This window comes from Actinoallomurus bryophytorum (assembly GCF_006716425.1).
GTDB lineage: Bacteria > Actinomycetota > Actinomycetes > Streptosporangiales > Streptosporangiaceae > Actinoallomurus > Actinoallomurus bryophytorum.
In genome coordinates this window covers 86,064-108,238 of the sequence record NZ_VFOZ01000002.1, presented here as the reverse complement: position 1 = coordinate 108,238, position 22,175 = coordinate 86,064, and the positions used below count along the sequence as shown (strand labels likewise).

The window sequence follows — 22,175 nt, the reverse complement described above, 5'->3', positions numbered from 1 at the left end:
AACTCATCCGGGTCAATTGCACGGAAATCCCCGATATCACTCACATCGGCACCATATCGACCCCCGGTCGGGCTGAGCCGGATATCCGCGCGGACGTGTCAGGGAAGATGGGCGGGCAGGATCGAGCGGGGGATCGGGCCCTTGTTGCGCCGTCCCTGCTCGGTCTCCTCCCAGGCGTGCGCGAGGATGCCGATGCTCCTGCTCAGGACGAACAGGCCACGGGCCAGCGGCGCCGGGAAGCCGAGCTCGGCGTAGATGATGGCGGTGGCGCCGTCGATGTTCATGGGCACGGGTTCGGCGCGCCCGCGGTTGAGGATGTCCTCCACCGCCCGTCCGGCCCGCAGGTGGTCACCGGGGACGACACCGTCCGCCACCGCGGAGTCCACCAGGGACAGCAGCGGGTCCCGGCGCGGATCGACCGGGTGGAACCGGTGCCCGAATCCGGGAAGGTAGCGCGGCCGGGCCGCGATGACCTGCCGGACGGCGGTCTCCAGGCCGATGCCGGTGGCCTCGGCCTGGAGGATCTCGGTGAGCAGCTCGACACACTGCTCGCCGGCCCCGCCGTGCGAGTCGCCGAGGGTGTTGACGGCGCTGGCGACGGCGCTGTTGAGCCCGACTCCGCAGGTGGCCGCCATGCGCGCGATGGCGATCGAGGGCGCCTGTGGCCCGTGGTCGACGCCGGCGACGAGGGCCGCCTCGAGCAGCGCCGCCTCCCGTGCGCCGGGCAGCTCGCCGCGCAGCATCAGCCAGATCATCGAGGTGAGGCTCGTCGTCCCGATGAGCTCCTGAACGGGATGCCCGCGCAGCTCGATGACGCCGGGTTCCATGCGGGAGACGGCGGTCGCCCACCAGCCGGCGACGGCCCCGGTCGGGTCGATGTCATTCATGCGGCCCCCTCACCCTGACGTCCTCCGCCGTAGCGGCCCAGCGGGCGGCGAGCGCCTCGCGTTCGGCGTTCTGCTCGCCCAGGAGCGGAGGCGGAGCGACGGGCGGCAGGGGTGCGCCGTCGTGGAGGACCCCGCTGCCGGCGACGCGCAGCGTACGGCCGTCGCTGCCGGGAAACGGCAGGTCGGTGAGGAACCCGCGATGGCTCAGCTGGTCGAGGTCGAGCGTCTGGGGCACGGTGGCGACCCGCGCGGCCGGCACTCCGGCGGACGCCAGGATCCGCTCCCATTCCGCCGCCGGCCGGCGGCGCAACGCGGTGTTGAGCTCGTCGTTGAGCTCACCGCGATGACGCTTGCGCGCTTCGCGATCGGCGAAGCGCGGGTCGGTGACGAGCTCGGGCCGGTCGACGAGGGCGCAGAGCGTCTCGAACTGCCGCTGCCGGTTGGCCGCGATGTTCAGCGGGCCGTCCGCGGTGTCGAAGGTGCCCGACGGCGCCGCCGTCGCGTTCTGGTCGCCCATGGGCTCGGGCGCGACCCCGCTCACGAGGTAGTTGGAGATCGTCCATCCCATCGCGGAGATGGCGGCCTCCAGCATGGACACGTCCAGGTAGGCGCCCTGGCCCGTACGGGCGCGCCCGGCCAGTGCGGCGGAGATGTGCAGGGCGGCGGCCAGGCCGCCCACCGTGTCGCAGACGGGGAACCCGACCCGCAACGGAGCGGTCGCCGGAGTGCCGGTGACGCTCATCATCCCGGACAGGCCCTGGATGATCTGGTCGTAGGCGGGTGCCTGGCTCATCGGCCCGGTCTGCCCGAAGCCGGAGATGGCGCAGTAGACGAGGCGGGGGTTGAGCTCCCGCAGCCGTGGCCAGCCGAAGCCGAGCCGGGCGAGGGTCCCGGCACGGAAGTTCTCCAGGAGCACGTCCGCGCCGCGGACCAGGTCCACGAACGCGTCCCGGTCGGCAGGGGACTTGAGATCGAGCTCGACGGACTTCTTGCCGGCGTTCTGGGCGAGGAAGGAGGTGCCCAGGCCGGCCTCGTTGAGCTCCGGATCCGGGCCGAGACGCCGGGCCAGATCTCCCTGCCCCGGCACCTCGATCTTGACGACCTCCGCGCCGAGCAGCATGAGCTGGTAGCTGCAGTAGGGCCCGGCGAGCACGTTGGTCAGATCGAGTACCCGGACTCCGCTCAGCGGTCGTTCCTGCATTCGCCTGCTCCTTCGACGAAGCCCCGGGGCCCGGCGCCGCGTGTGGTCAGATCGTGGGGCTGAGCGGGTGGTCGAACCCCCGTTCGGACATCTGCCGGGCGACCTGGCGCAGATCCTTGGTGAACCGCTCGACCTGGTCGCCGGAGAAGCGGACGGTGGGACCGCTCAGCGACAGCGCGGCCACGACCGCGCCGGAACGCCCGAGGACGGGGACGGCGACGGCGGACAGCCCGTCCTCCCGCTCGCCGTGGCTGACCGCCCAGCCCTGGTGGCCCGCCTCCTCGGTCCATTCGCGCAGCCGTTCAACGTGCCCGTCCCCGTACGGGGAGCTGCGCGCCACCCGTGTCAGCAGGCTCTCCGGGGCGTCGTGGAGCAGCACCTTCGACGAGGCTCCGGCCCAGAGCGGCAGCTCGTCGCCGACGTGCACCACGTGCCGGAGGGGCTGCGGGCTCTCCTGCTGGGCCACGCACACCCGGTGGACGTGGCGGAGCATGTAGAGGTTCACGGTCTCGCGCCGGCGGGCGCCGAGGTCGCGCATGAGTTTCCGCGTCTCGGGCGGGAGCTCCCAGCTGCTGCGGGCCAGGTGCGCCCAGCGCCAGAGGCCCGGCCCGGCCAGGTAACCGTGGGGAGCGGCCCACAGCAGGCCGTTCTGCTCCAGGGTCTGCACGAGCCGGATCACCGTCGTCTTGGCCAGCCCGGTCTCCTGGACGATCTCGCGGATCGACACCGCGGGGCGCTCCTCGCTCAGCAGCGACAGGATGTCCAGGGCCCGCTCGACGCTGCGTACGCCGGGGGCGTCCGGCGCGGAGTCGCCGGAACCGTTCGCTGTGCCCATTGGTCCTGCTCCCCGATCCCGCGCGGCGGCCTCGCCCGACAGTGCCCTCCCACGGTCCGTACGTTACATCGAGTCCGTAGAGCGGTCTATCCGGTCCACTGGGCGGTCCTGATCCGCAGATCTGAGAAATTCGCGACGGGCCCTTCCCTCGTGTGAGCCCGTCACCTATAACTAACTCACTGGTTCGAACATTAGGTAGTGCGGGGCCGGGGGGCTTGCCGGACCAACAGACCGCTGAACGGTTCTGGAGGAACTCGTGTTGGAAGCCATCCTCAAGCCCGGAGCCGAGGACTCGGTCGTGCAGGCCGCCGCACTCGTGGGTGGTCAGTGGATCACCGAGGGCCCACAGAGCGGACGGGTCGGACCATATCTGCGGCGTACGGTCAGCCGGGCGCCCGCGGCCCGGCCGGCGGACATCGCCGCCGTGCGCACCTACGCACGAGACGCCGCCCGTACGGTGGCGAGGCTGTCCCCGGCCGCCCGTGCCACGGTTCTGGAGCGGGCATCGGCCAGTGCCGCACGGCACCGGGAGGAGCTGGCCCGCCTCCTCGCGCTCGAACTGGGCAAGCCGCTCAAGGACGGGCGCGGTGAGATCGACCGGGTCGCCGACACCTTCGCGGTCTGCGCGGCGGAGGCCCGCCGGATCGGCGGGGAGACGCTGCCGGTGGCGGGCTGGGCGCGAGGGGTGGGCAACACCGCCTTCACCTACCGGGCCCCGGTGGGCGTGGCGCTGGCCATCACCCCGTTCAACGCCCCGGCCAACCTGCTTGCGCACAAGCTGGGCGCCTCGTTCGCCGCGGGCAACACCACGATCGTCAAGGCGCCGCCGCAGGCGCCGGCGATCTCCACCGCGATCGTGGCGTTGCTGGTGGAGGCGGGGATGCCGGTCGAGGCCGTGCAACTGCTGCACGGTGACGGCGAGGTCGGCGCCGAGCTGTGTGCTGCGGAGGAGGTCGGCGTCATCAGCTTCACCGGCGGTGTCGCCACCGGTGCGGCGGTCGCCCGGGCCGCGGGCGCCAAGCGGCTGGTGCTGGAGCTGGGCGGCAACGCCGCCTCGATCGTCTGTGAGGACGCCGACGTCGCCGAGGCGGCACGGGCGTGCGCGCGTACCGGCTATACGAACTCCGGGCAGAGCTGCGTCTCGGTCCAGCGCGTGTACGTGCAACGGTCCCGGTTCGCCGAGTTCCTGGAGCACTTCACCGCGTTCGTGGCCGAGCTCAGGGTCGGCGACCCGCTCGATCCCGCCACCGACATCGGGTCGATGGTCGACGAGCAGGCGGCCGACCGGGTCGTGCGCTGGAGCGCGGAGGCCGCCGGGGCGGGCGCGCGGATCCTGCTCGGCGGGACCAGAGAGGGTGCCACCGTCGCTCCGACCATCGTGGCGGAACCACCGCCGGACGCCGCGGTCATCACCCACGAGGTGTTCGGGGCGCTCGTCGCGGTGCTGCCCTACGACGACCTGTCCACGGTGATCGAGGAGTGCAACGCCGGCCGGTCCGGACTGCAGGCCGGCCTGTTCACCCGCGACCTCGACCGCGTCATCACCGCCTGGCGGGATCTGGAGGTCGGCGGCCTGGTCGTCAACGGATCCTCCAACTTCCGGCTGGACCACGTGCCCTTCGGCGGGGTCAAGGACTCCGGTTTCGGGCGCGAGGCCCCCCGCTGGATGGTCGAGGACTACACCGTCGTCAAGACGCTGCTGCTGCGCGGCACCTCCCTGTGGGGCGAGGACGCGTGAGGGCCGTCACCCTGGTGTCCCCGGCGACCGTGGCGGTCGTGAACGACTGGCCGGAGCCCTCGTGCGGGCCGCGGGAGGTCATCGTCGCGGTCCACGGCGTGGGCCTGTGCGGGTCCGACCTCGCCGTGGTGTCCGGCCGCCGCTCCGTACCCGCCCTGCCCTGGGTGCTCGGCCACGAGGCGTTCGGCGTGATCCTCGCGGTCGGCGGCGACGTCGCCGACCGGCGTCCCGGTCAGCGCGTGGTGGTGGAGCCGAACTACCCCTGCCTGGTCTGCGGGCCGTGCCGCGCCGGCGCCACGGCGGGCTGTGAGGCACGTCGCGCCGCCGGCATCTCCGAACACGGCCTGCTGGCCGAACGCGTCGCGGTCCCGGCGCGGTTCACCTGGCCCGTCCCCGACTCATGGGACGAGGCCGACGTGGTCTGCGTCGAACCGCTGACCGTCGCCGTGGGAGCCGTCCAGGCGAGCGGCCTGCGGAACGGGGACGCGTGCCTGGTCGTCGGCGCCGGGGCCCAGGGCCTGCTCGTGTGCCTGGCGGTCCTGCAGGCCGGCGGCGTGCCGTACGTGATCGAGCCCCATGAGGGCCGCAGGGCGCTCGCCCTGCGGATCGGCGCGCGGAGCGCCGAGCCGCGTAAGCCGGGCACGACGTTCCCCGTCGTGATCGAGACCTCGGGAGTCCCCGAGGCGTTCGAGGACGCGGTGGACCTCGTCTCCGACGGTGGCCGTCTCATCGCGGTGGGCCTGAGCAGCCGGCCCGCACGCCTGTCCACGTTCACCCTCGTGCAGCGCAGGCTGACCGTACGCGGCTGCCTCATCTACGACCACCCGGGGGGGTTCGCCCACACGATCGCCATGCTCGGCAGCCACGACCTGCGGCCCGGCCGGGTGCTACGCGAGCGGTACGAGCTCGCCGAGGCGCCCGAGGCGTTCGCCCAGGCCTCCCGCGTTCCCGGCAAATCCTGGATCAGCCTGCCCCGTACCGAGGAGATGGCCTCATGACCGTGGCCGACCACCCCGCAGCAGAGGCGACGACCCTGACGGCGGCGCACGCGCTCGCCGGGCAGCTGGAATCCTATGGCGTGGAGTACGTCTTCGGGACCTGCGGCCACACCAACATCGCGCTGCTGGACGCGCTGAGCGGCAGTTCGATCGAGTTCGTCATCGCCCGGCACGAGCAGGCGGCCGCGCACGCGGCGGACGGCTACGCACGGGCCTCGGGCCGTCCGGGCGTGCTGCTGGCCCACGTCGGGCCGGGGATGATGAACGCCGTCACCGGAGTGGCGACCGCCGCCATGGACTCGGTGCCGCTGATCGCGATCTCCGGTGACGTGCCGTCCTACTACCACGGCAGGCATCCGCACCAGGAGGTCAACCTCCACGCCGACGCCGACCAGACCGCGATCTACCGTCCCTTCGTCAAGCGCGCCTGGCACGTCCACCGCGCTCAGGACCTGAGCCGGTTCACCGAGCGGGCGTTCTGGACCGCGACCTCCGGCCGGCCGGGCGCGGTGCTCCTCAATGTCCCGATGGACCTGTTCTCCCGCCAGGTCGCGTGGACCGCCTGCCCGCTGCCGGCCGAGGACGCGGTGCCCGACCTGCCGGCCCCGGCGGCCGCGCGGATCGCGGCCCTGCTCGCGGAGGCCCGGCGGCCACTGATCTATCTCGGCGGCGGCCTGCGCCGGGGTGCCGGCCGGGACGCGCTGCTGTCGATCGCCGAGCGGCTGGACGTCCCGATCCTGCACTCGCTCATGGGCAAGGGCGCGATCCCCGACGAACACCCGCTGCTGCTGGGCATGCCCGGATTCTGGGGTCTGGAGGCCACCAACGACTACGCGCGCGGCGCCGACGTCGTCCTCGCCCTCGCGACCCGGTTCGCCGAGACCGACGCCAGCTCCTGGGATCCGGACCACACCTGGAACCTCGGCGCACCGGAGTCCCGGCTGATCCAGATCGACATCGATCCGGCGGAGATCGGCCGCAACTACCCGGTCGAGATCGGCGCGGTCGCCGACGTGACGCTCGCGGTCCAGGCGATCGCGCGGGCCGTACGTGAGGCCGAGCCCGTCGGCCGCCCGGCGCTGCGCGAGCGGATCCGCGTCGCGCGTGCCGAGCTGTTCGCCGGCAGCCGCGAACGCGGCCGCAGCGACGACTTCCCCCTCCGCCCCGAACGCATCCTGCGCGACCTGCGCGACGCGCTGCCCGCCGACGCGGTGCTGGTCACCGACGTCGGCTGGAACAAGAACGGTGTCGCCCAGTGCTACGAGCTCCCGCCCGAGGGAGGTTTCATCACCCCCGGTGGCGCCTCCACGATGGGGTTCGGGCCGGCCGCCGCCGTGGGGGTCCAGCTCGCCTCGCCAGGCCGTGTCGTCGTGGCCCTCGTCGGTGACGGCGGCATGAGCGCCCAGCTTCCGGCCGTGCCGATGGCGGTCGAGCAGGGACTTCCGGTGATCTTCGTGGTCATGAACAACCGTGCCCACGGCACCATCGCCGACCTGCAGACGGCCAACTTCGGCAACGCGTACGGCTGTGAGTTCCGCGACCGCGACGGCCAGGCCTACAGCCCCGACTTCGCCGCGTTCGCCCGGTCCTGCGGGGCCGACGGATACGCGATCGCCGCACCCGGCGACCTGGCGACGGCGCTGCGCTCGGCCATCGCCGGGCGGCGCCCCGCCGTACTCGACGTGCCCATGGTCAACGAACCGGTGCCGACACCCGGGCACTGGAACATCAAGGACATCTACCACGGTGTCTTCCCCGAGCAGGGGACGTCGTGAGCCGCCCGGGGCAGCGGCCCGAACCTGACCGATCTCCTCCACCATCCCCCCTTGCAGAGGTGACCTCCATGTCCGATCTTCCCGGTCTTCCACGGTTCCGTACGTTCACGTTCGCCGCCGGCGTCCTCGCCGTAGTACTCGCCGGCGGCTGCGCGGCCCCCGGTGAGTCCAAGGACTCCGGCTCCAGCGGCACCGGCCCCATCAAGATCGCCCTGGTCGACGCGCAGAGCGGGCAGCTGAGCTCGCTGGGCAAGTGGGAGTACAAGGGCGCCAAGCTCGCCGTCGACGAGTGGAACACGGCGGGCGGCATCAACGGCCGCAAGATCCGGCTCGATGTCTTCGACGACCAGGGCGACCCGACGGTGGGGACCAACATCGCCCGCAAGATCGACAGTCAGAAGTACCTCGCGATGATCGGTACGGCGGAGAGCGCCGTCACGATCGCCATGGCCCCCACGCTGCGCCAGGCCGAGATCCCCAACATCGCCTCCGGCCAGTCCCCGGGGATGGTGGCGCTGAAGAGCCCGTTCCTGTTCCTGAACGGGCCGACGAGCACGACCTACGACGAGACGCTCGCCAAGTACCTCGTCGACACCAAGAAGCTGAAGAAGATCGCCTTCATCAGCAACAACGGGGCCTACGGCAAGGGCGAGCACGACGCCTTCCTCAAGGCGCTGTCCGGGCGCGGGATCACCCCGGTGGACGACGAGGTCGTCACGACCGACCAGAAGGACTTCAGCGCCCAGCTGACCAAGATCCGCCAGAGGCAGCCGCAGGTGGTCTTCATCGGCGCCGAAGAGGTGGAGTCCGGGCTGATCGTCAAGCAGGCCCGTGACCTGGGCATCAACGCGCCGTTCGCGGGCGCGGCGCCGCAGGGCACACCGGTCTTCCGCGACACGGCGGGTGCGGCCAACGCCGAGGGCACCATCGTCAGCTCGCCCTACCTCAGCAACGACACCAGCGCCGCCACCAAGAAGTTCGCCGCCGCGTACAAGGCCGCCTTCGGCGAGGAGGCCGAACTCCACGGCGCGAAGGCCTACGACGGCACCCAGATCATGCTGACCGCGATGAAGAACTCCGGTGTCGCGACCGGCAAGAAGCTGGCGGACGCGATCCGGGCGGTGAAGTACGAGGGCCTGATGGGCGACTTCGCCTTCGACGCCACCGGAGTGGGCATCACCGCGACCTCGATCGGGATCATCAGAAAGGGAACCCTCGTCAAGGCCGAGGGCTGAGCCGTGCAGGTCTTTCTTCAGACATTGGTCGGCGGGCTGAGCCTGGGTGCGGTCTACGCCCTGGTCGCCATGGGCTTCTCCCTCGTCTACCGCACCATGGGGCTGGTCAACTTCGCCCACGGTGACGTCCTCATGATCGGTGCCTACACCGCGTCGACGTTCTACACCTCGACCCGGCTTCCGTTCGCGGTGGCCATCGTGTCGGCCATCGCGGTGACCGGACTGATCGGCCTCGTCATCGAGCGCGTGCTGCGTCCGCTGGAGAACAAGGACGTCACGCTGATGCTGATCGGCACGATCGGTTTCGGCATGGTCCTGCAGGCGCTGGCCATCCTCATCTGGGGCGCGACCGGGCGTGCGGTCGCCTCGCCGGTCAAGTCCGCGCCGCTGGACGTCTTCGGCCTGCGGATCCGCACCTACGACCTGGTCGTGGTGGCCATCGCCGCGATCGCGGTCGTGCTGCTCGTCGCCTTCCTGCAGCGCACCAAGCGCGGTGCGGCCATGCAGGCCGTGGCGATGGACCACGAGGCGGCCACCGCCGTGGGCATCCACGTCGGGCGCAGCAACGCGATCGCGTTCGCCATCGGCGCGGGCCTCGCGGCGCTCGCCGGCGGCCTGGCCGGGCCGATGCTGTACGTGAACCCGACGATGGGCGGCACCCTCGGCATCAAGGGGTTCGCGGCCGCCATGCTCGGCGGCTGCGGCAACATCCCCGGCGCCATCGTCGGCGGCCTGGCCATCGGAGTGCTGGACTCCTACGCCGCGGGCCACTTCCAGGGCTACTCCGAGCTGGTCGTCTTCCTGGTCTTCACCGTTCTCATCATGATCCGCCCGACCGGCCTGTTCGGCGAGACGACGGTGAGCCGAGCATGAGCCCGAGACTGCGACGACTCTCCCGGCCGGGAGGGCTGCTGCTGCTCGCCGTCCTGGCCTGGGCGCTGCCGTACGGGCTCGGCGGGTACGCGATCCACGTCGTCGACATCGCGCTGGTCTTCGCGCTGCTGGCGATCGGGATGGGCCTGGCCATGGGCATCGCGGGCCAGATCAACCTGGCCCAGATCGCCTTCTTCGGGGTGGGCGCCTACACGACGGCGATCCTCACCACGCGGAGCGGCCTCGGCTTCTGGCCGGCCGCGGTCCTGGCCATCCTCGCCGCCGCGCTGACCGGTCTGCTGGTCGCCATCCCGGCCCTGCGGATGCAGTCGCACTACCTGGGCATCGTCACCCTCGGCCTGGCGCTCGGCTTCATCAACTGGACCACCAACGCGGGGCCGGCCGGCGGGGCCGACGGCATCTCCGCGATCCCGGTCCCGCCGATGTTCGGCGTCGACCTGTCGAGCGAGTACCTCTACTACTACCTCGAAGTGGTGGTCTTCGCCGCCGCGCTGGCCTTCGGCCTGTTCGTGGTCCGCACGTCGCTCGGCCGCCGGATGCGGGCGATGCGGGACGACCCGCTCGCCGCCGGGGCGATCGGCGCGGAGATTCCGCTACTGCGGATGACCGCGTTCCTGCTGTCCAGCGTGTACGGCGGGATCGCCGGCGTCCTGTACGCGGGCCTGATCCGCTTCGTCGCGCCCGACACCTTCAACATCGCCAACATGTTCCTGCTGCTCGCGATGGTCGTCATCGGCGGACGGCAGAGCCTGGTCGGGTGCGTCATCGGCGCGGCCGGCCTGACACTGATCCGGGAGCGGCTGTCGGACTATCCGACCTACGCCCAGCTGGGCTTCGGCGTCGTCGTGGTGGCCATGGTGGTCTTCGCGCCCACCGGGCTGGCCGGCATCCCGGCCCGGGTGCGCGGTGTGCTGGAGCGCCGGCGCGGCCCGGCCGGGCGGGCGGCGCTGCTGCCGTTCCGGCCCTACGATCCCGTCGAGCCCGCGGACGGACCGGCGGACGGCGCGGAGATCCTCGAGATCCGCGAGGTCGCCAAGCAGTTCCGCGGGCTCAAGGCGCTCAAGGGCGTCTCGCTGAGCGTTGACCGGGGTGAGATCCGCGGCATCGTCGGGCCCAACGGTTCGGGCAAGACCACGCTGTTCAACGTGATCAGCGGGTTCTACAAGGCGTCGGGCGGTCAGGTGAGCGTCGCCGGGCGCGCCGTCGGCGGCGCCCGGCCGTACCGGCTGTCCATGCTCGGTGTCGCACGCACCTTCCAGAACCTGCGCCTGTTCGCCGACCTGACGGTCAGGGACAACCTGCTGGTCGCGCTGGACCGGACGCGTACCCGCGCGATCTGGCGGTACGCGCTGTGGCCGGTGGCGATCTGGCGGCAGGAGCACGCGCTGAACCGGCAGGCGGACGACCTGCTCGCCCGCTTCGGCCTGACGGAGTTCGCCGACGCTCCGCCGGGCTCGCTGCCGTACGGCATCCAGCGCCGGATCGAGATCGCCCGTGCGATGGCCGGGTCACCGCGCCTCCTGCTGCTGGACGAACCGGCCGCGGGCCTCAACGGCGAGGAGGTACGCCGGCTCGCCGAGATCGTACGGTCGATCCGCGACAGCGGCGTCACCGTCGTCCTCATCGAGCACAACATGGGACTGGTCATGTCACTGTGCGAACGCGTGACCGTCCTGGCGGGCGGCGAGGTCATCGCCGAGGGCACGCCGGCCGAGGTGGCCGGCGACCGCGCCGTGATCGAGGCCTACCTCGGAGACTCGGCGATGGCCGGGCTGCCGCTGCCGGAGGTGTCGCAATGAGCGAACCCGCAGACCCGGCCACCGCCGCCGGCACGCTCACCGTGGAGGACCTCTCGGTGCACTACGGCGGGGTCTGCGCGGTGCGCTCGATCGGCTTCACCGTCGCGCCGGGCCAGGCCGTCGGGATCATCGGCGCCAACGGGGCGGGCAAGACGTCCACGCTCAAGGCGCTGATGGGCCTCGTGCCGCGCAGCGGCGGCCGGATCGGCTTCGGCGGGACCGACCTCACCCGGATCAGGGCCCGCGACGTGGTACGGCACGGGATCGGCTACGTCCCCGAAGGCCGGCACGTCTTTCCCGGTCTCGCCGTGGAGAAGAACCTCCTGCTCGGTGCGTACGCCCGGTCCTGGCGCGGCGAGCAGACCCGGCAGAGTCTCGCCGAGGTCTACGAGCTGTTCCCGGTGCTGGGGGAGATGCGCGGCCGGCTGGCCGGTGCCCTGTCCGGCGGTCAGCAGCAGATGCTGGCGGTCGGCCGGGCACTGATGGCCAAACCGCGGCTGATGCTCCTGGACGAGCCGTCGATGGGCCTGTCGCCCAAGCTCGTCGAGGACATCCTCGCCGTCCTGCGGCGCCTGCGCGAGGACGGGCTGAGCCTGTTGCTGGTGGAGCAGAACGCCAAGCTCACCTTCGAGGCCACCAGCGACTGCCTGGTCATGGAGAACGGAGAGGTCGCCATGACGGGAACGTCCGCCGAGCTGCGCGATGACGTCCGGGTCCGGCGCATCTACCTGGGAATCTAGGTCTCGTCTGCCGGCGCCCGATCGGACAGAGATGAATCGCATGACAAAAGTCATGGTCAGGTGATTATAGGCGGGACTAATCAGCCGCCGGGCCGATCCGTACATTGGGGCGTGGCAGATAAAAGCATCGAAAAAGGAATGGTCATGCGAAACCAGAATGGCGAGACGAACTGGCATCTGAGTCTGCTGGGCGGATTGGACCGCCGGGGCCGCTGGGAGACGCGCGACCGGACCGTTTCGGTCGCGGCCGTGGGCGGCGCCGACCTGGACCTCACCGAGGCCGTGATCCCCGACGGCGGTACGACCGTGGTCAAGGTGTCACTGGCGGGCGGCCTCAAGCTCGTCGTACCGGCCGGCACGGACGTCCAGGTCCAGGGCTTCAACCTGATCGGCCGCAGGCGCGTCGAGGAGGGGGAGGTGGCCCCCGGCGCCCCCGTCGTGCGGGTCCACGCGTACGGCATCGTCGGCGGCGTCAACGTCCGCCGTACGACCTCCTAAGACGATGGGAATGCCCCATTCCCGCCCTCGTCGTCCCGGATCTGCACGCGGTTGTGTGCTGTGCGCCGTGCACGGTCACCTGTGCGCGATGCTGAGCTGCTCTGTATCGGGGAATCGAACCCCGCGCACTGCTCTTCGCGCACCAGGAGGGACCGGATGAACCGCCGGCCCGCGGTGTGTGCAACGCCTCCGGTACGACTACCTGCTCCCATCGTCTCGCCGCGTTCAGTCCAGGAGGTCGGCCTCCCAGTTCGTGCGCTGGATCCGCAGGTCGAGCTCGCGGATCTCACGCGCGAGGACGTCGGCCTGCGCCCGCAGGTCGGCGACGGGAAGCGCGGAGAGCATCATCAGTTCCGACCGCAGCTGGCGGACGGTTCCGCGCTGGCCCGCGGCGGCGTCCGCGGCCGCGGTGACCACCCCGTGCCGCAACCGGAGCACGTCCCGGCGCGCGAGCGCGTCGGTGACGGTGCCGTCCCGGCCCATCGAAACCGCGGCGTTGGTCCTGTTGATCCGCCGGATCAGGGACTCGAGGGAGTCGAGCGCCTCTCCGGCCTCCGCGAGCAGGTCCGCCGCGTTCTCGGCGGGCGTCTCGCCTTCCTGGTAGCGCGCGCTGCCCACCACGCGGGCACGCAGTCGTTCGACGCGCCGCGTGGCCTCCGCGCGCTCGGCCAGTGCTTCGGCAAGCTTCATGGGCTTCACCCCCAAGTGAGTTCCGCATGAGTATGGCGGCGCACATACGTCCAGGGCATCCGTATTTCCGGGCGGCGGTGTTCGTGGGCCGCTGGGCGGAAAGACTCAGGTGGACCGTGGCCGGTGGTTCGAGTGAGCTGAGGGCGATCGCGTGGATTTCGCGCACACCGTGGAGGACGTCGGCGCCGCCGTGGACGTCGCCGGGGTCGCGGTCATCGTCGGGGGAGCGCTGTTCGCGACGGCCGTCCTGGCCCACCGGCTGCTGACCCGCCGCGGTGAGGCCGTGTACCGCCTCTACCGGCAGAGCCTCGGCCGGGCGATCCTGCTGGGGCTGGAGTTCCTGGTCGCCGGGGACATCATCCGCACCGTCGCCGTTTCGCCGACCTTCACCAGCGTCGGCGTCCTCGCCGTGATCGTCCTGGTGCGGACCTTCCTGAGCTTCTCCCTCGAGGTCGAGCTGGAGGGCCGCTGGCCCTGGCAGAGCCAACGGCCCAGGTCCCAGGGGACCAGCGGGGAGTTATCCGGCCGCCTGCCGTCACGCGGTGCCGATCCCGAACATGGGTAGGCATGGGGCCAGCCCGTCGATGGTGACGGAGATGGTGCGCTGGCGTTCCCACGCCGACCGGGTGAGGCGCATGCGATGTTCGATGACCATGGCATCGCGGACGACGTGACGGTTGACGCCGTCGGGTCGGTAACCGAGCTTGCGCGAGACGGCATGTGACGCCGGGTTGTCCTCGAACGCGCCCGAGACCGCCTCGTCGGCGTCCAGTCCGGCGAAGGCGAGGCGCAGCACGGCGGCTCGCATCTCGGTCCCGATTCCCTGCCCCTGATGGCGCCGTCCCAGCCACGAGCCGGTATGTACCTCGCGGATGACGGCCAGGTCATGCGCGCTGATGGTCTGCTGCCCGACGACCTCACCCGCGTGAAACACGGTGAGGTTGAGCGACCAGTCCTGCGGAGACCAGTTCCCCAGCCGCAGCCAGTGGTGCTGGACAACGCCGCGGGCGATCTCGGCCGGCGGCCGATCGGTCCAGGGGACCAGGAACGGCATCACATCAGGAGCGTGAATGCCGCCGGCCGCCACCTCGGCGAGGGTGGCCAGCTCTGCGGACGAAGGCAGCCGCAGCTCGAGTCGTGGTGTCCTCAGCCTCAGCCCCAGCAGCGGGAAATGATCCACCAGCATGTCCCCATTCTGGCCACCTGACCGGCGTGAGTCACGCCGGCGTGCTAGGCGAGCATTCCGCCGTCGAGGACGAGTTCGGTGCCGGTGACGAAGGAGCTCTCGTCGCTCGCCAGGTAGGCGATCGCGTGCGCGATGTCGGTGACGTCGCCCAGCCGGCCGAGCGGGGTGCGGCGGACGACGGTGTCGCGGAGCTTCTGGCCGCCGGCGGCAAGCATGGGGGTGTCGATGAAGCCCGGCACGACGGCGTTGACGCGGATCCGGCGAGGCGCGAACTCGTGGGCGGCGAAGCGGGTCATGCCGCGCACGGCCCACTTCGCCGCCTGGTACGCGACGGACGTGCCGTAGCCCTGCATCCCCGCGTAGGAGGACATGTTGATGATCGAGCCGTGGCCTGAGGACTCCAGCGCGTCGGCGAAGGTCCGCATGCCGAGCAGGATGCCGGTCTGGTTGACGGCCAGCGTGCGGTCCCACGCCTCCAGCGGAATGTCCGCGATCATGCCGGGCACGAAGATCCCCGCGTTGTTCACCAGGATGTCCACTCCGCCGAGCTCGGTGAGGACCTGGTCGCGTACCCGTAGCCAGGCGTGCGCCGAGGACACGTCGTGTTCGAGGAACAGGAGGCCGTCGTCGGCGCCCGGGGCCTGGATGTCCGTGACGCAGACTCTGGCACCCTCGTCGCGCAGGTGGCGGGCGGTTCCCGCCCCGATGCCGGAGGAGCCGCCGGTCACGACGGCGACCCTGCCCTCGAGCTTGCCCATGGTGCGTACTCCCTGGTGATCAGGCGGACCGGCCGGCGAGCCCGCGCATGGCCGCCAGCCAGCGGTCCGGGCGCGCGGCCTTCTTCGCCCAGAACGTACCGACCTCCGGGTGCGGGAGGATCAGGAACTCACCCGCGGCCAGACCCCCGACCACCGCGTCGGCGACCGCCTCCGGGCTGAGGATCTCCCCGGAGGCGGCCACCGCCCTGGCCGAGGCGGCACCGGCGTCGAGCGGTCCCATCAGCATCGGAGTTGCCACGCCCATCGGGCACAGCACGCTGACCCCGATGCCGCGGTCACCGTAGGCGATCGCGAGCCACTCGGCGAAGCCGACGGCGGCGTGCTTGGTGACCGAGTACGGCGCGTCGGCGGGCGCCGTGAGCAGCCCGGCCGCCGACGCCGTCGCCAGGAAGTGGCCGCCGCCGCCCGCGAGCATGTGCGGCACGACGGCACGCGCCGCGTGGACGTGCGCCATCACGTTGACCTCGAACGACCGCCGCCACAGGGCCTCCGGTGCGTCGAGGCCGAGCTCGGTGGTGATCCCGGCGTTCGCGCAGAACAGGTCGACGCGCCCGAAGCGGCCCACCGTACGCTCGACCAGGTCCGTCACGGCCGTCGCGTCGGCGACGTCCAGCGTCTCGGGCACCCCGCCGATCCGCGCGGCGACCGCCCGCGCGGCGTCGCCGTCGAGGTCGGCGACGACGACCGCCGAAGCACCGTCGGCGGCGAACCGGGCCGCGAGGGCGGCGCCGATGCCGCCGCCGGCGCCGGTGACGACGACGACCGAACCCGCCGGGTTCACGCGCCGCTCCGGCGGCGCAGCTCCTGCCGGGCGAGCGTCCGCAGGTGCACCTCGTCCGGGCCGTCGGCCAGGTGCAGCGTACGGACCTGGGCCCAGGCCTCGGCGAGCGGAGTGTCCGAGGAGACTCCGGCGCCGCCGTGGACCTGGATGGCGCGGTCGAGCACGTAGCTCGCCGCGCGCGGGGCGGCGACCTTGATCGCCGCGATCTCGGTACGTGCCTTCCCGGCGCCGACGGTGTCGATGAGCCACGCTGCCTTGAGCACCATCAGGCGTGCCTGCTCGATCGCCAGCCGGGACTCGGCGATCCACTCCTGGACCACGCCGTGTGAGGCGATCGGCCGCCCGAACGTCGTACGCGCGGCGGCGCGGTCGCACATCAGCTCTAGGGCACGCTCGGCCATGCCCATGCAGCGCATGCAGTGGTGGATCCGGCCGGGTCCGAGCCGGGCCTGCGCCATCTTGAAGCCCCCGCCCTGCGGGCCGAGGAGGTTGTCGCGCGGCACGCGGACGTTGTCGTAGTGGATGACCCCGTGCCCGCCGTGCGGGCCGTCGTCGTAGCCGAAGACGCTGGTGGACCGCTCGACCCTGACCCCGGGGGTGTCCAGCGGGACGAGGATCATCGAGTGCCGTTCGTACTTGCCGGCGTCCGGGTCGCTGACGCCCATGACGATCGCGACCTCGCACTCCTCGCGCAGCGCGCCGGTGGACCACCACTTGCGGCCGTTGACGACGTACTCCTCGCCGTCCGGGGTGATGGTGGTGGCGATGTTGGCGGCGTCGGAGGAGGCCACGGCCGGTTCGGTCATGGAGAAGCAGGACCGGATCTCCCCTTCGAGCAGCGGCGTGAGCCACCGCGCGGCCTGCTCTTCGGTGGCGAACATGGACAGCAGCTCCATGTTGCCGGTGTCGGGGGCGGAGCAGTTCATCGCCTCGGGCGCGATCGCGTGCGAGCGGCCGCTGAGCTCGGCGATCGGCGCGTACTCCAGGACGCTCAGCCCGGCGCCGTGCCGCTCGTCGGGCAGGAAGAGGTTCCACAGCCCGCGCTTGCGTGCCTCCACCTTGAGGTCGGCGAGCACCGCGGGCGTACGGAACGGGGTGCCGGCCGCGCGGTTCGCGGCCGCCTGCTCCTCGAAGACCGGCTCCGCCGGATAGACCTGCTCGTCGAGGAACCTCCGCAGGCCGGCCTGCAGCTCCAGGGACCGTTCACTGTGGGCGAAGTCCATGCTTGTCTCCCTAATCGTCGGCGAGGGCGCGCTGAGCCGCCTCGAGAATCGCCGGGACGTCGTCGCCGGGGCGTTCGAAGCCCGCTCCGACGGTCTGGCCGGCGAGGTGGCGGTGGCGGATGGTCTCGGAGATGACCGCCAGCTTGAAGAAACCGAACCCGACGTACCAGTTCAGCCTCCCGAGGTCCCGGGAGGACCGGTCGCGGTAGCGTGCGGCCAGCTGCCCGGCGGTGAGGTGGCCGTCGGCGGGCCGAAGCGGGGCCAGGCCGAACTCCCCGTCCGCGGCGAGCGACTGGTAGACCACCAGCAGGCCCAGGTCCGTCAGGGGATCGCCGACCGTGGCCATCTCCCAGTCGATGACGGCGGCGATCCGGTCGAGGGCGGGCGTGAGGATGGTGTTGGCCAGGCGGTAGTCACCGTGGACGATGCCCGGCCGTCCCCCCTGGGGGACGGACATCGAGAGCCGGTCCACGGTCGTCCCGACGAGGTCGAGAGGCCGGGTCTCGGACGAGCGCCACTGCCGGTGCCAGCGCCTCACCTGACGTTCGAGGAACCCGGCCGGGTGGCCGAAGCCGCCCAGCCCGGCCGCCACGGGGTCCAGCTCGTGCAGCGCGGTGAGCGTGTCCACCAGGAGTTGTCCGGTACGGGCCGCCTCCACGGGAGAGAGCGCCGCGGTGTCCTGCGCGGTGGCGAGGACCCGGCCGGCCACGAAGTCCATGAGGTAGAACGGCGCTCCGATGACGCCGGGGTCCTCGCTGAACGCGACCGCGCCGGCGACCGGGATCCCGGTGCCGCGCAGCGCGCTGATCACGCGATACTCACGTGCCATGTCGTGCGCCGTGGGCAGGACGTGGCCGAGCGGCGGCCGGCGCAGCGCCCACGCGTGCACGTCGTCGGTGAGCCGGTAGGTGAGGTTGGACCTTCCCCCGGCCAGCAGCCCCGCGCGCAGCCCGCCCTGGCGCAGTCCCGGCCGGTGTTCGTCCAGCCAGGCGGTCAGGCGCGGGAGATCGAGGCCCGGAAGGTCGCTCACGACGACGGCCGTACGAGGTAACCGCCGTCGACGGTCAGCGTCTGGCCGGTGACCCAGGCCGCGGCGCCGGAGCAGAGGAAGGCCGCGGCCTCGGCGATGTCGCGCGGGGTCCCGAGCCGGGCCAGCGGCATCGTGGCCGCGAGCTCTTCCTCGCCGTTCTCCCAGAGCGCGCGTGACATGTCGGTCTTGATCAGCCCGGGGGAGATGGCGTTGACCCGGACCCCCGGGGCGAGCTCCATCGCGAGCTGGCGGGTGAGGTGGATCAGCCCGGCCTTGCCGGTGCCGTACCAGCCGAGACCGGGGTCCACGGCGGTACCGCTGGTGGAGGAGATGTTGAGCACCGCGCCGCCGTGGTCGCGCAGGTACTGCTCCCAGGCGGCCTGGATCCACCGCAGCGGGCCCCAGAGGTTGACGCCGAGGGTCTTGTCGGCCTGGCTCCGGCCGATGCCGGTGAGAGGGCCGAAGTAGGGGTTGGTCGCGGCGTTGTTGACCAGGATGTCGAGGCTCCCGAAGCGTTCGACCGCGAGCGCGACGCTCGCGTCGGCGTCCTCCTCGGAGTCGGCCCTGCCGACGCGGTAGGCGACCGCGCCCGGGTCGACGCCGGCCTCGGTGATGGTGCGGACCGCCTCGGTGAGCGACGGCTCGCGGCGCGACACGATGAGCACGTTCGCGCCGAGCTCGGCGAACAACCGGGAGATGCCGAGGCCGATCCCGCGCGACCCGCCGGTGACGAGCGCCGTACGGCCCGCCAGGGGGGCCGCACGGTCCCCGACGGCGTTCACGCGCCCTCGAAGCGTGGCCGGCGGTGCTCCAGGAACGCCTTGACGCCTTCCTGCGCGTCCTCGGTGTCGTTGTTCATCACGACGGCCATCTCCGCGTCGCCGAGGGATGCCTCGAACGTGGACTCCAGGCCGCGCCGCATGATCCGCTTGGCGATGCGGACGGTCACGGCGGCGCGGGAGGCGAGGTCACGCGCGAGCGTCATCGTGTGCTCGCGCAGCTCGGCGGCGGGAACGACCTCGGTGACCAGGCCGAGCCGGTGCGCCGTGGCGGCGTCGTACTTCTCGCCGAGCGCGACCATCCTGAACGCGTGGTCGTACCCCATGGCACGGGGGAAGAGCCACGCGCCGCCCTCGTCCGGGAGCGCTCCGGCGGCGCCGCTCGTGTCGCCGAGGATCGCCGTGTCGGCGGCGATGCGCAGATCGCACAGCAGCGCGAGGGCGAGGCCGCCGGCGATGGCAGGGCCGTTGACCATCGCGATCGTGGGTTTGTCCAGGGCGAACAGCCTGCGGGACAGCGGGTGCATGCCCTCGCGCATCACGGCGGCGTGCCCGAGCCGGCGCGTCGTGGCCTTCAGCGCCTCGAAGTGACCGGAGAGGTCGCCGCCGGAGCAGAAGCCGCGTCCGGCGCCGGTCAAAACCAGCACCCGGTCGGCGTCGGTACGGGCGAACTCGTCGACGGCCTCCGACAGCTCCTCGCACATCTTCGTGGTGTACGCGTTGAGCTTCTGTGGGCGGTTCATCGTGATCGTGACCACGCCCGAGTCGTCGCGCTGCCGCTCGATCTCCGAGTACGGCACGTCACCACCGACCTTTCGCTGTGGGAAGGGGCCGTCCCGGGAGCGGGCACCGGCTCCGTGGTTCTATCTGAAATTGAGGTCAACGTCAATTCTGGCCGGTTCGGGTGGTTCGATGCGACCAAAACCCGTGCCGAGCTGGGGAGGCGTTCCCCATCGTCCATGGCGCGCCGTCGTTTGGCGCTGACTTCGTCCTCAGCTATTCTGATGGCGACATGAGCTCGCGATCCCGTGCCACCTCAACAGACTCCCCGGATGACGCCGTCGTCGGTGACCCCGACAACGCGGGGCAGCGATCGCTGCCCACCACCGCGCGAGGGCAGCGCACCCGCGAGCGGCTCATCGCGGCGGCCCGCCGCGTCTTCGAGCACGACGGATATCTCGACGCCCGCCTGAGCGACATCAGCGCCGAGGCCAACGTGTCCGTCGGCTCCTTCTATGTGTACTTCACCAGCAAGGAAGAGATCTTCGCGGCGGTCCTGGAGCAGGTACAGGACTCGGCGCTGCACCCGCATGTGCGCACGGCCACGCAGGGCAGCGGCCCCATCGCCGAGATCGAGGCCGGCAACCGCGCCTACCTGACCTGGTACCGCCGCAACGCGCGGCTCATGCGCGCGCTGGAGCAGGCGGCCACCTGCGATGACAACCTGCGCGAGCTGCGCCGCAAGCGCGGCGAGGCGTTCGCGCGGCGCAATGCCCGCAGCATCAAGGAGCTCCAGGAACGCGGGCTGGCCGACCCGGACCTCGACCCGCTGCTCGCGGCGAAGGCCGTCGACGCGATGGTCGGCCGGATGGCCTACGGCGTCTACGTCCTCGGCGACGAGTGCCCGTTCGAGGAGCTCGTCTCGATGCTCACCCGGCTGTGGGTGAACGCCCTGAAGATCAAGACCGGCGGCGAAGACGACGCGCCGGCCCCGCGTTCCGTCGCGAAGCCCGTCCGCACCCCGGCGAGGGCCAGCCGCCCGAGGCGCGCGGCCGACTGACCGGTGTCCTCGGGGCAGTGCGCGAGGGGCGCCCGCGCACCGGCCGCCGCCGACGGGATCCATCGGCCTTCCGCTGTCTCTGTCCCGCCGCGCGCGGGGTCTGCCGCCGCGCCCCAGGCCTGCGGCCGGGCATTCACCGCGCCCTGACCGCGAACCAAAAACCACACCCCGTGCCCGTGACGGACAGATCAGCCGGGCGCTCAGCAGCTTCGCGGCCTGGGCCTGTCTCATCGTGACGATCGCCGCCCCGTCCAGCGGCCGCCCGGGGGCGGGGCATGCGAAGGGCCCGGCCGGGGGGTGATCGGCCGGACCCTTCGGGGATCAGCCGCCGAGGGCGCTGATGATCATTGATGCGTAGGCGGAGTGGCCGGCGAGGTTCGGGTGGAACGTCGCGGTGGCCGGGGCGGCCGGGTGGAGGCCCTCCGTCCAGCGGGTGCCGACGGGGCGGCAGGGGTCGTGGCCCGCGCTCTTGGCCAGCGAGTCCACGAAGATCGCGCCCTGTGACTGCGCGGCCGACCTGAGCACGCTGTTGAGGCGCTGGCCCTGGGTGTTCAGCCAGGCGATGTCACCGGGGTAGTAGGGAAGGTTCGACCGGCATCCCGTGGCACTCCACGTCGCCTGGTCCGGCAGGCCGGACAGGTAGCCGATGTAGACGATGGTCGCGTTCGGCGCCAGTGACCTCATGTGGGCGATGTCGCCGGGCAGGTGCGAGGCCAGCCTCGACAGGTCGCTGTTGATCAGGTTGTTCAGCTGCGTCGTCTGGCAGCTGCGGTTCGCCGCGCCCGCCGCCAGGCACTGCGAGGTCGTGGTGGAGAAGTCGACGTCGTTGCCGCCCATGCTGACGGTGACCAGCACGGTGTTCGGGCCGAGCGCGCTGTCCTGGGCAGGGTTCGCCCCCTGCGATCCGGTGAACTGCGCCGTCGTGGCGCCGGCGCAGCTACGGTCGTCGACCGTCGTGTTGTAGTGGCGGGCCACGAGGTGGGGGTAGTTGTTCGAGGACTGGCCGCATCCGGCGATGATCGGCGGGCTCGACAGCTGCCCCGGCAGGCCGTAGCCCGAAGTGTAGGAGTCGCCGATCGCGACGTACGCCGCGCTCGCCGCCGACGCCGCCGGCGCCAGCGCCATGAGCAGGCCGGCGCCCAGTGCGGTGCCGAGGACGGCGTGGGTCAGGCGGCGCCACGTGCTGGTCCGCGGGCGGCGTGGAACTCTCGGTGCTTTCACTGCCATCTCCCAAACGGTTTGAGGGGGATCGGGTCGGCAACGCGTGAACGACCGCAGACGGCCGCGTCCGGCCGGCGGGTCGGGATCACGAAGCGCACACCGGACG

General features: G+C 71.7%; 22 protein-coding genes. 10 read left to right on the top strand and 12 right to left on the bottom strand.

The features are described 5' to 3' along the window. Positions 1–98: 98 nt before the first annotated feature. From FB559_RS36705 to FB559_RS36695, 3 genes are read right to left on the bottom strand one after another with little or no spacing between them, the layout of a single operon-like run. Entirely contained in the window at positions 99–887 is a 789-nt protein-coding gene (locus tag FB559_RS36705) for a citryl-CoA lyase (protein WP_141962239.1), read from the bottom strand. Further along, positions 880–2,088: a CaiB/BaiF CoA transferase family protein gene (locus FB559_RS36700; RefSeq protein ID WP_141962238.1), complete on the bottom strand. Its 1,209-nt coding sequence runs from the start codon at positions 2,086–2,088 to the stop codon at positions 880–882. Before FB559_RS36700 ends, FB559_RS36705 begins: the two co-directional genes overlap by 8 nt. A gap of 46 nt (positions 2,089–2,134) precedes the next feature. Beyond that, the gene (locus FB559_RS36695) at positions 2,135–2,923 is read right to left on the bottom strand and encodes an IclR family transcriptional regulator (RefSeq protein ID WP_141962237.1); all 789 of its coding nucleotides are present in this window, start codon (positions 2,921–2,923) and stop codon (positions 2,135–2,137) included. Between the two features lie 256 nt (positions 2,924–3,179). Between FB559_RS36695 and FB559_RS36690 the strand changes: the two genes are divergently transcribed. From FB559_RS36690 to FB559_RS36655, 8 genes are all read left to right on the top strand, one after another. After that, positions 3,180–4,661, top strand: a complete 1,482-nt coding sequence (locus FB559_RS36690; RefSeq protein ID WP_185792647.1) for an aldehyde dehydrogenase family protein — start codon at positions 3,180–3,182, stop codon at positions 4,659–4,661. Then, positions 4,658–5,659 carry a zinc-dependent alcohol dehydrogenase gene (locus FB559_RS36685; protein WP_141962235.1) on the top strand — a complete coding sequence of 334 codons (1,002 nt, stop codon included), beginning with the start codon at positions 4,658–4,660 and terminating at the stop codon, positions 5,657–5,659. The genes FB559_RS36690 and FB559_RS36685 overlap by 4 nt, the downstream gene beginning before the upstream one ends. Further along, entirely contained in the window at positions 5,656–7,434 is a 1,779-nt protein-coding gene (locus FB559_RS36680) for a thiamine pyrophosphate-binding protein (protein WP_141962234.1), read from the top strand. The genes FB559_RS36685 and FB559_RS36680 overlap by 4 nt, the downstream gene beginning before the upstream one ends. 68 nt (positions 7,435–7,502) lie before the next feature. After that, positions 7,503–8,669 carry an ABC transporter substrate-binding protein gene (locus FB559_RS36675; protein WP_141962233.1) on the top strand — a complete coding sequence of 389 codons (1,167 nt, stop codon included), beginning with the start codon at positions 7,503–7,505 and terminating at the stop codon, positions 8,667–8,669. Positions 8,670–8,672: 3 nt separating this feature from the next. Continuing rightward, positions 8,673–9,542 (top strand): branched-chain amino acid ABC transporter permease, encoded by an 870-nt coding sequence (locus tag FB559_RS36670; RefSeq protein ID WP_141962232.1) that lies wholly within the window; start codon positions 8,673–8,675, stop codon positions 9,540–9,542. Next, positions 9,539–11,362, top strand: coding sequence for a branched-chain amino acid ABC transporter ATP-binding protein/permease (locus FB559_RS36665; RefSeq protein WP_141962231.1), 1,824 nt, complete (start codon positions 9,539–9,541; stop codon positions 11,360–11,362). The genes FB559_RS36670 and FB559_RS36665 overlap by 4 nt, the downstream gene beginning before the upstream one ends. Further along, entirely contained in the window at positions 11,359–12,102 is a 744-nt protein-coding gene (locus FB559_RS36660) for an ABC transporter ATP-binding protein (protein ID WP_141962230.1), read from the top strand. Before FB559_RS36665 ends, FB559_RS36660 begins: the two co-directional genes overlap by 4 nt. Before the next feature lie 144 nt (positions 12,103–12,246). Continuing rightward, complete coding sequence (locus FB559_RS36655) at positions 12,247–12,600, top strand: LiaF domain-containing protein (RefSeq protein WP_185792646.1); 354 nt, start codon at positions 12,247–12,249, stop codon at positions 12,598–12,600. A gap of 225 nt (positions 12,601–12,825) precedes the next feature. On the opposite strand, the gene FB559_RS36650 is transcribed toward FB559_RS36655, so the two are convergent. Beyond that, on the bottom strand, positions 12,826–13,290 hold the full coding sequence (locus tag FB559_RS36650; protein ID WP_141962228.1) for a DIP1984 family protein: 465 nt from the start codon (positions 13,288–13,290) through the stop codon (positions 12,826–12,828). Between the two features lie 151 nt (positions 13,291–13,441). On the opposite strand from FB559_RS36650, the gene FB559_RS36645 reads away from it, so the two are divergent. Beyond that, positions 13,442–13,855, top strand: a complete 414-nt coding sequence (locus FB559_RS36645; protein ID WP_141962227.1) for a DUF1622 domain-containing protein — start codon at positions 13,442–13,444, stop codon at positions 13,853–13,855. Here the strand turns inward: FB559_RS36645 and FB559_RS36640 are convergent. The 7 genes from FB559_RS36640 to FB559_RS36610 are packed head-to-tail and all read right to left on the bottom strand — an operon-like array spanning position 13,826 to position 19,868. Next, entirely contained in the window at positions 13,826–14,476 is a 651-nt protein-coding gene (locus tag FB559_RS36640) for a GNAT family N-acetyltransferase (RefSeq protein WP_141962226.1), read from the bottom strand. The genes FB559_RS36645 and FB559_RS36640 overlap by 30 nt on opposite strands. Positions 14,477–14,520: 44 nt before the next feature. Further along, the gene (locus tag FB559_RS36635; RefSeq protein WP_141962225.1) at positions 14,521–15,234 is read right to left on the bottom strand and encodes an SDR family NAD(P)-dependent oxidoreductase; all 714 of its coding nucleotides are present in this window, start codon (positions 15,232–15,234) and stop codon (positions 14,521–14,523) included. Positions 15,235–15,253: 19 nt separating this feature from the next. Next, positions 15,254–16,036: an SDR family oxidoreductase gene (locus tag FB559_RS36630; RefSeq protein ID WP_141962224.1), complete on the bottom strand. Its 783-nt coding sequence runs from the start codon at positions 16,034–16,036 to the stop codon at positions 15,254–15,256. Continuing rightward, positions 16,033–17,259 carry an acyl-CoA dehydrogenase family protein gene (locus tag FB559_RS36625; protein WP_141962223.1) on the bottom strand — a complete coding sequence of 409 codons (1,227 nt, stop codon included), beginning with the start codon at positions 17,257–17,259 and terminating at the stop codon, positions 16,033–16,035. Before FB559_RS36625 ends, FB559_RS36630 begins: the two co-directional genes overlap by 4 nt. Positions 17,260–17,269: 10 nt before the next feature. Next, positions 17,270–18,289, bottom strand: coding sequence for a phosphotransferase family protein (locus tag FB559_RS36620; protein ID WP_246122719.1), 1,020 nt, complete (start codon positions 18,287–18,289; stop codon positions 17,270–17,272). Beyond that, on the bottom strand, positions 18,286–19,071 hold the full coding sequence (locus FB559_RS36615; RefSeq protein ID WP_246122717.1) for an SDR family oxidoreductase: 786 nt from the start codon (positions 19,069–19,071) through the stop codon (positions 18,286–18,288). Before FB559_RS36615 ends, FB559_RS36620 begins: the two co-directional genes overlap by 4 nt. After that, a complete protein-coding gene (locus tag FB559_RS36610) occupies positions 19,068–19,868 on the bottom strand; it encodes an enoyl-CoA hydratase/isomerase family protein (protein ID WP_141962222.1) in 801 nt (266 codons plus the stop codon). Before FB559_RS36610 ends, FB559_RS36615 begins: the two co-directional genes overlap by 4 nt. 212 nt (positions 19,869–20,080) lie before the next feature. Here FB559_RS36610 and FB559_RS36605 point away from each other — a divergent pair, with 212 nt between their 5' ends. Then, on the top strand, positions 20,081–20,848 hold the full coding sequence (locus FB559_RS36605; protein WP_141962221.1) for a TetR/AcrR family transcriptional regulator: 768 nt from the start codon (positions 20,081–20,083) through the stop codon (positions 20,846–20,848). Between the two features lie 321 nt (positions 20,849–21,169). On the opposite strand, the gene FB559_RS36600 is transcribed toward FB559_RS36605, so the two are convergent. Beyond that, entirely contained in the window at positions 21,170–22,069 is a 900-nt protein-coding gene (locus FB559_RS36600; RefSeq protein WP_185792645.1) for an SGNH/GDSL hydrolase family protein, read from the bottom strand. Positions 22,070–22,175: the final 106 nt, after the last annotated feature.